This window comes from Micromonospora globispora, assembly GCF_003857015.1.
Taxonomy (GTDB): domain Bacteria; phylum Actinomycetota; class Actinomycetes; order Mycobacteriales; family Micromonosporaceae; genus Micromonospora; species Micromonospora globispora.
The window spans coordinates 1-7,505 of sequence record NZ_QGGF01000127.1; the positions used below are offsets into that span (position 1 = coordinate 1).

Here is a 7,505-nt window from a genome sequence, read left to right on the forward strand (position 1 = left end):
ACGCCATCGGTCGTACTCCCGGCGGGCGGTCGGTTCGTCACCGAGGTGGTCGGCGAGCCGGCAGCGCAGCTCGGCGACCGACTCGGCGTCCGGGCCCAGCCGGTCGGCGAGATCGTCCAACAGGGACCGGGCCTGGTCGAGGCCGATCCGCGGGGTGCCGAAGAGCGCCTCCACCGCCTGCCGCTGGTGGCGAAGCAGCGTCCCGGCGTCGTCGGGGTGGTCGTCGAGCAGGCCGGGCGCCCGATCGACGGCCGCCAGGCAGCGGCGGACCGGTTCGAGCAGCCGCCACCGCTCCCCGTGGTGCAGGTACGCCTCGATCAGCGCGAACCGGGCGGCCAGCCCGGTGCGCGGGTCGCCGGCGGCGTCGGCCTGGGCGGCGATCCGCTCCAGCTCGGCGAAGCGGGCCTCGCCGTCCGGCAGGTCCCCGGTGTCGGCCAGCGCGGCGGCCAGCCCCCGGTCCCGGGAGGTGGTCACCGGTCCGACCCGCCGGGAAGTTGGCCGACGGCGGCCGCGAGCTGACACCCGGTGGAGATGCCACCGTCGATCAGCTGGTCGAGCTGGTGCGGGGTGACCCCGGCCTCCAGGTCGGTGGTCACCTCGCCGCAGATCTGCGCCAGCCCGTCGTCGGCGACGTGCACGAACGCCTTGGGCCAGAGCCGGTCGTGATTCCAGGAGCTGCAGAAGGCGTACAGGGACGGTACGTGCTCGATGCCGAACCGGGGCGCGGCGATCGTGCGGACCTGGAGCATCTCGCCGGCGGCACCGCGGCGGAAGAACCAGATCAGGTTCTCCTCCCAGCGGCCCACCAGATCGCCGTCGGCGTCCCGGGCGACCGCGTAGCCGCGGTTGGCCAGCACGGCGGCGAGCAGCTCGCCGGTCAGGGGTCGCAACGCCTGCGGGTGTCCGGCCAGGGGGCCGTCCGGACCGTCCTCGTTCTCCGGCGACGCCATCGGGCATCCCTTCTGAGGCGAATAACACAGCCGACGGCGCGGTCCGCGCTGCGACGCGCGGACACGACCCGGAAAAGCGGCGATCTGCCGGGTGACGCCGTTACGGTGACTGTATGGCGGGCCGTACCTCTCAGGCGAGCCGGCGGCGCGGCGCGTCGCCGCGCGGTACCACGAACAGCCGTGCCCGCCAGCCGGCGAAGAAGACCACCAGGGCGACCACCCGGCGGCGACCGGCGGCCCGCCCGGGGCCCGCCGTCTACATCGGCCGGGCGATCGGTGCGCTGTGGATGGGGCTGGCACACGGGGTGGGCTGGGCGGTGCGGGCCGCCGGCCGGCAGGCCGCCGCGGCCCGCGACCTCGACCCGGAGCATCGCCGCGACGGCGGTGGCCTGCTGCTCTTCGGGCTCGCCATCCTCACCGCGGTGGCCATCTGGTTCGGCGGTGCCGGGCCGGTCGGCGCGCGGCTGGCCGACACCGTGCGGCTCTTCCTCGGCGCGATCGCGATCGTGGTGCCGGTGCTGCTGATGATCGGCGCCTGGCGGCTGATGCGCACCCCGCCCGACCCGGAGCACCGCGGCCGGGGCCTGGTCGGCTGGGGGTCGATGCTGATCGCCACCGCGGCGATGCTGCACATCGGACAGGACCCGGTCGACTCCGTCCAGCGCGACTACGCGGGCGGGCTGATCGGTGCCGGGGTCGGTGATCTGCTGGAGGCGGCGATCACCGCCTGGGTGGCGGTGCCGTTGCTGATCCTGCTGCTGGTCTTCGGCCTGCTGGTGGTGACCGCGACCCCGATCAACAAGATTCCCGAGCGGCTCGGCCTGCTCGCCGGCACCCTGGTCGCCCCGCCAGGCGCCGAGGAGGCCGGCACCGAGGTGGTGGAGAAGGCGGCCCGCAAGCGGCCGGCCAAGCGGATGCCGCCGCCGCTGGACCCGGACGACCCCGACGCCGACCTGGACGGCGTCGACATGCAGGACACCCTGGTGCTGCCCCGCAAGCCGCCGAACAAGGTGCCCGCCAGCCGCAAGCCGGTCGAGCCGCCGGAGCACTCGCCCCTGCCCACCCGGGCCGAGCAGCTCGCGCTCACCGGCCTGGCCGGCGACTACACGCTGCCGCCGGCCAACATGCTCGGCAGCGGGGCGGCGCCGAAGAAGCGGAGCAAGGCCAACGACGAGGTGATCGCCGCGCTGACCGGCGTCTTCGAGCAGTTCGACGTGGACGCCGCGGTCACCGGCTTCACCCGCGGCCCGACGGTCACCCGGTACGAGGTCGAGCTGGGCCCGGGCGTCAAGGTCGAGCGGATCACCCAGCTCTCCCGCAACATCGCGTACGCGGTGAAGTCGCCCGACGTGCGGATCCTCAGCCCGATCCCGGGCAAGAGCGCGGTCGGTGTGGAGATTCCCAACACCGACCCGGAGAACGTCGCCCTCGGCGACGTGCTGCGCTCCCGGGCCGCGACCAGCGACCACCATCCGATGGTGGTGGCACTCGGCAAGGACATCGAAGGCGGCTACGTGGTGGCCAACCTGGCCAAGATGCCCCACATCCTCATCGCGGGGGCCACCGGCGCCGGCAAGAGCTCGTGCCTGAATTCACTGCTCATGTCCATTTTGGCGCGCGCGACGCCGGACGAGGTGCGGCTGCTGCTGATCGACCCGAAGCGGGTCGAGATGACCGGCTACGAGGGCATCCCGCACCTGGTCACGCCGATCGTGACCAACGCGAAGAAGGCGGCCGACTCGCTGGAGTGGGTCGTCCGCGAGATGGACATGCGCTACGACGACCTCGCGGCCAACGGGGTCCGGCACATCGACGACTTCAACCGCAAGGTGCGCAACGGCGAGATCAAGGCGCCGCCGGGCAGCGAGCGGGAGCTGCGGCCGTACCCGTACCTGCTGGTGATCGTGGACGAGCTGGCCGACCTGATGATGGTCGCTCCCCGGGACGTGGAGGACTCGATCGTCCGGATCACTCAGCTCGCCCGGGCCGCCGGCATCCACCTGGTGCTCGCCACCCAGCGCCCGTCGGTGGACGTGGTGACCGGTCTGATCAAGGCGAACGTGCCGTCCCGGCTGGCCTTCGCTACGTCTTCGCTGGCCGACTCGCGGGTCATCCTCGACCAGCCGGGCGCGGAGAAGCTGCTCGGCCGCGGTGACGGGCTCTTCCTGCCGATGGGCGCCTCGAAGCCGATCCGGATCCAGGGCGCCTGGGTGACCGAGCGCGAGATCCACGACGTGGTGAAGTTCTGCAAGGACCAGCGGGAGCCGGAGTTCCGCCCGGACGTGCTCGCCCCGGCGCAGGACAGCAAGAAGAAGATCGACGAGGACATCGGCGACGACCTGGACCTGCTGGTGCAGGCGGTCGAGCTGGTGGTGACCTCGCAGTTCGGCTCGACCTCGATGCTGCAGCGCAAGCTGCGGGTCGGCTTCGCCAAGGCGGGCCGGCTGATGGACCTGATGGAGACCAGGGGCGTGGTGGGCCCGTCCGAGGGGTCCAAGGCCCGGGACGTGCTAGTCAAGCCGGACGAGTTGGAGGAGGTCCTGGTCGGGCTGCGCGGCGGCGAGGAGTAGCCCGACGGCGACGACACGAAGAGCCCGCCGGGATCCGGCGGGCCCTTCGTCGTGACGGGTGCGGTCAGGAGTTCAGCAACGCGGCGGTGACGACCATGTGCAGGATCGCGCCGACCACCGCAGCGGCGGCGGCGTACCAGCCCAGCGGCTTGTCGCCGAGGACCGCGCCGACGATGCCGAGGATCAGACCGGCCAGGCCGAAGAACAGCGGCGAGAAGAAGACGGCGATGACGGCGAAGACGAACCCCAGGATGGTGCAGATCCGCGCGGCGCTGCTGCGCGGGCGGGCGGTGGCGTGCATGTCGGCCATGGTGTCCTCCGTGAAGTAGGCCCTCTGGTGGGGTGGCCGATGACTACCCAATCCGCGCTCGCGCTACGCATCCGGTTCGATACCGGGCGGCGGGAGGCTTTCCGGACGCCTCAGTGGAAGATCTTCAGCCCCACGACGCCGGCGATCACCAGCAGCAGGCAGACGATCCGGGGGAGGCTGGCCGGCTCGTTCAGGGCGAGCATGCCGACCAGCGCGGTGCCCACCGCCCCGATGCCGACCCAGACCGCGTAGCCGGTGCCGACCGGGATCTCGCGCAGCGCGTACGCCAGGCCGGCCATGCTCAGCAGCAGGGTGATCGCGAAGACGACGGAGGGAAGGAGTCGACTGAAGCCGGCGCTGCGGTCGAGGGCGACCGCCCACGCCGTTTCCAGCAGTCCGGAGAGCACCAGCACGATCCAGGCCATGGCAGGCGACGCTAACACCGCTGCCGGGGGCGGGGGGTGAGGAAGCCCACCTCCGGTGGATCTCAACTTCACTTCAAGTTGCACCATGGAGACATGACCCTGCTCTTCTCCGACGACGACGTTGCCGCCGCGCTGGACGCCCCACTCACCGTGGACGCGATGCGGAACGCCCTGCTGGCCGCGTACCAGGGTCGCCTGATCGCCCCGCCCCGGGTCAGCGCCTCGCTCGGCGGCGGGCGGATGGTGCTCACCGCCGGCCACCTGACCGGCGAGTGGTACGGCTTCCGGTCGTACGACACCTTCGGGCACCGGGAGAGCGGGCAGCTGGTGGTGCTGCACGACGCGGGTACCGGGGCGGTGCGGGCCATCGCGGTCGGCGAGGAGCTCGGCTCCCGGCGTACCGGGGGACTGGGCGGGGTGGCCGTCGACGCCCCCGCCCGCCCCGACGCGGCCACCCTCGGCGTGGTCGGCTCCGGGCGGCAGGCGTGGACCCAGGTCTGGGCCGCTGCCGCGGTCCGCCCGCTGCGCGAGGTGACCGTGCACAGCCGCTCGGCGGCCAACCGGGAGGCGTTCGCCGCCCGGGTCCGCGCCGAGCTGGGCGTACCGGCCCGGGCGGTGGGCAGCGCGACGGCCGCGGTGACCGGCCGGGACCTCGTGGTGCTCGCCACCACCAGCCGGACCCCGGTGCTCGACGCCCGCGACCTCGCCCCCGGCACCCACGTCAACACCGTCGGCTTCAAGCAGCGGCACCGCGCGGAGTTCGGCGCCGACCTGCTCGACGCCGCCGACGTCCTGGTCACCGACTCGCCGGCCCAGGCGGCCGCGTACGACCCGCCGATGCTGGCCGTCCTCCCGCCGTACGCCGAGCGGCTGCGCGACCTGGGCGCGGTGCTGGCCGGCGCGGTCCCTGGCCGGACCGGCGCGGACCAGATCTCCGTCTTCTGCTCCACCGGCCTGGCCGGCACGGAGGTCTTCCTCCTGGACCGGCTGGCCCGGGTCGGCGCACGCACCCGCTGACCGCCCCGCCGGTGTGAGCCGACCGATGCCCGGCGGCCCGCCATCGCGGCGTTCCCGTCCCGGCCCGGTACCCTCGGATCGTGTCTGCCACCCCCCCTTCCGCTGCTGACGGCCGCCGCGTCGCCCTGCTGACCCTGGGCTGCGCCCGTAACGAGGTCGACTCGGAGGAGCTGGCTGCCCGGCTGCACGCCGACGGCTGGCAGGTGACCACCGACGGCGAGGGCGCCGACGTGGTGGTCGTCAACACCTGCGGCTTCGTGGAGAAGGCCAAGCAGGACTCCATCCAGACGCTGCTCGCCGCCGCCGACACCGGCGCCAAGGTGGTCGCCGCCGGCTGCATGGCCGAGCGGTACGGCCGGGAGCTGGCCGACAGCCTCCCCGAGGCCCGGGCGGTGCTGAGCTTCGACGACTACCCGGACATCTCCGCCCGGCTGAACGCGGTCGTCGCCGGCGAGGCCATCGACGCGCACACCCCGCGCGACCGGCGCGAGCTGCTGCCGCTCACCCCGGTCTCCCGCCGCGAGGCGGCGGTGTCGCTGCCCGGCCACGGCACCCCGACCCGGGCCGCCACCGAGACCGACGAGCACACCCCGGCCCACCTGCGGCAGGTGCTGCGGCACCGGCTCGACACCGGTCCGGTCGCCTCGCTCAAGCTGGCCAGCGGCTGCGACCGACGCTGCGCGTTCTGCGCCATCCCCGCCTTCCGCGGCGCCTTCGTCTCCCGTACGCCGGACGAACTGTTGGCCGAGGCGGAATGGCTGGCCAAGACCGGCGTCCGCGAGCTGGTGCTGGTCAGCGAGAACTCGACCTCCTACGGCAAGGACCTGGGCGACCCCCGGGCGCTGGAGAAGCTGCTGCCGCAGCTCGCCGCCGTCTCCGGGATCGTCCGGGTCCGGGTGAGCTACCTCCAGCCCGCCGAGACCCGGCCCGGCCTGGTCGAGGCGATCGCCACCACACCCGGCGTGGCGCCGTACTTCGACCTGTCGTTCCAGCACTCCAGCGAGCCGGTGCTGCGCCGGATGCGGCGATTCGGCTCTACCGACCGCTTCCTGGAGCTGCTGGCCTCCGCCCGCGCGCTGGCCCCAGAGGCGGGGGCCCGGAGCAACTTCATCGTCGGCTTCCCGGGGGAGACCCGGGCCGACGTGGACGAGCTGGTCCGGTTCCTGACCGAGGCGCGGCTCGACGCGATCGGCATGTTCGACTACAGCGACGAGGACGGCACCGAGGCCGCCGGACTGCCCGGCAAGGTCTCCGCCGCCACCATCAAGCGCCGGTACGACAAGCTCAGCGCGCTCGCCGACGAGCTCTGCTCGCAGCGGGCCGAGGACCGGGTCGGCTCGACGGTCGAGGTGCTGGTCGACTCGGTCGCCGACGGCGTGGTGGAGGGGCGGGCGGCCCACCAGGCCCCCGAGGTCGACGGCTCGACCACCCTGGTCGCGCCGGACGGCGGCGGGGTGGACCTGGCCGCGCTGCGCCCCGGTGACCTGGTCCGGGCCACGGTCACCGCGACCGAGGGTGTCGACCTGGTCGCCGTGCCGGATGAGATGATCTCGGCGGCGCCCGGCGCGGCACGGTGACGTCGGGTCCGGACGGAGCGGGGGAGCCACGTGGTGCGGTGTCAGGAACGCCACGGCGGCCGGAGCGGGGTGTGGGGATGACCGGAGCGGAGTCCACGGTGGTGGCCCGGGTGCCGGTGCTCAACGCGGCGAACGCGTTGACCGCGCTGCGGGTCCTGCTGGTCCCGGTCTTCGGGGCGACCGTGGTCGTCTCGGCCATGACCCACGCGGGTTGGCGGATGGCCGCCTGCCTGATCTTCGTCGTCGCCTCGGTGACCGACCTGGTGGACGGCTGGATCGCCCGGCGGTTCAAGCTCGTCACCTCGGTCGGCAAGGTCGCCGACCCGATCGCCGACAAGGCGCTCACCGGGGCGGCCCTGGTGCTGCTCTCCTGGTACGCCCTGCTGCCCTGGTGGGTGACCGCGGTGATCCTCGCCCGCGAGCTGGGGATCACGGCGCTGCGCTTCTGGGTGATCCGGCACGGGGTGATCGCGGCCAGCCGGGGCGGGAAGATCAAGACCGCCCTGCAGATCCTGGCCATCACCTGGTACCTGTGGCCGATGCCCGCCGCCCTGGTCGCCGTCGGCCCGTGGATCATGGGCGCCGCCGTCCTCGTCACGGTCCTGACCGGCTTCGACTACATCGCCCAGGCCCTCCGCCTCCGCCGCCCCACCCCC

At 73.4% G+C, this 7,505-nt stretch carries 7 protein-coding genes and 1 pseudogene; 4 read left to right on the forward strand and 4 right to left on the reverse strand.

The genetic code is table 11. From position 1 onward, the window contains the following. Positions 1 to 474 (reverse strand): annotated as a pseudogene (locus DKL51_RS04580) (YbjN domain-containing protein); the annotation flags it as partial. Next, on the reverse strand, positions 471 to 950 hold the full coding sequence (locus DKL51_RS04585; RefSeq protein ID WP_124811760.1) for a type III secretion system chaperone family protein: 480 nt from the start codon (positions 948 to 950) through the stop codon (positions 471 to 473). The gene DKL51_RS04585 and the pseudogene DKL51_RS04580, both read right to left, overlap by 4 nt. 113 nt (positions 951 to 1,063) lie before the next feature. Between DKL51_RS04585 and DKL51_RS04590 the strand changes: the two genes are divergently transcribed. Continuing rightward, entirely contained in the window at positions 1,064 to 3,520 is a 2,457-nt protein-coding gene (locus DKL51_RS04590) for an FtsK/SpoIIIE family DNA translocase (protein ID WP_109947415.1), read from the forward strand. 64 nt (positions 3,521 to 3,584) lie between these two features. Here the strand turns inward: DKL51_RS04590 and DKL51_RS04595 are convergent, their stop codons facing one another. Then, a complete protein-coding gene (locus DKL51_RS04595; protein ID WP_109947414.1) occupies positions 3,585 to 3,830 on the reverse strand; it encodes a hypothetical protein in 246 nt (81 codons plus the stop codon). Between the two features lie 110 nt (positions 3,831 to 3,940). Beyond that, on the reverse strand, positions 3,941 to 4,255 hold the full coding sequence (locus DKL51_RS04600) for a DMT family transporter (protein ID WP_109947413.1): 315 nt from the start codon (positions 4,253 to 4,255) through the stop codon (positions 3,941 to 3,943). Positions 4,256 to 4,348: 93 nt separating this feature from the next. Between DKL51_RS04600 and DKL51_RS04605 the strand changes: the two genes are divergently transcribed. From DKL51_RS04605 to pgsA, 3 genes are all read left to right on the forward strand, one after another. Then, on the forward strand, positions 4,349 to 5,272 hold the full coding sequence (locus DKL51_RS04605) for an ornithine cyclodeaminase family protein (protein WP_124811761.1): 924 nt from the start codon (positions 4,349 to 4,351) through the stop codon (positions 5,270 to 5,272). Between the two features lie 77 nt (positions 5,273 to 5,349). Further along, entirely contained in the window at positions 5,350 to 6,849 is a 1,500-nt protein-coding gene (gene rimO, locus DKL51_RS04610) for a 30S ribosomal protein S12 methylthiotransferase RimO (RefSeq protein WP_109947411.1), read from the forward strand. A gap of 77 nt (positions 6,850 to 6,926) precedes the next feature. Then, positions 6,927 to 7,505: CDP-diacylglycerol--glycerol-3-phosphate 3-phosphatidyltransferase (pgsA, locus tag DKL51_RS04615; RefSeq protein ID WP_124811762.1), on the forward strand; the 579-nt coding region annotated here is incomplete at its 3' end.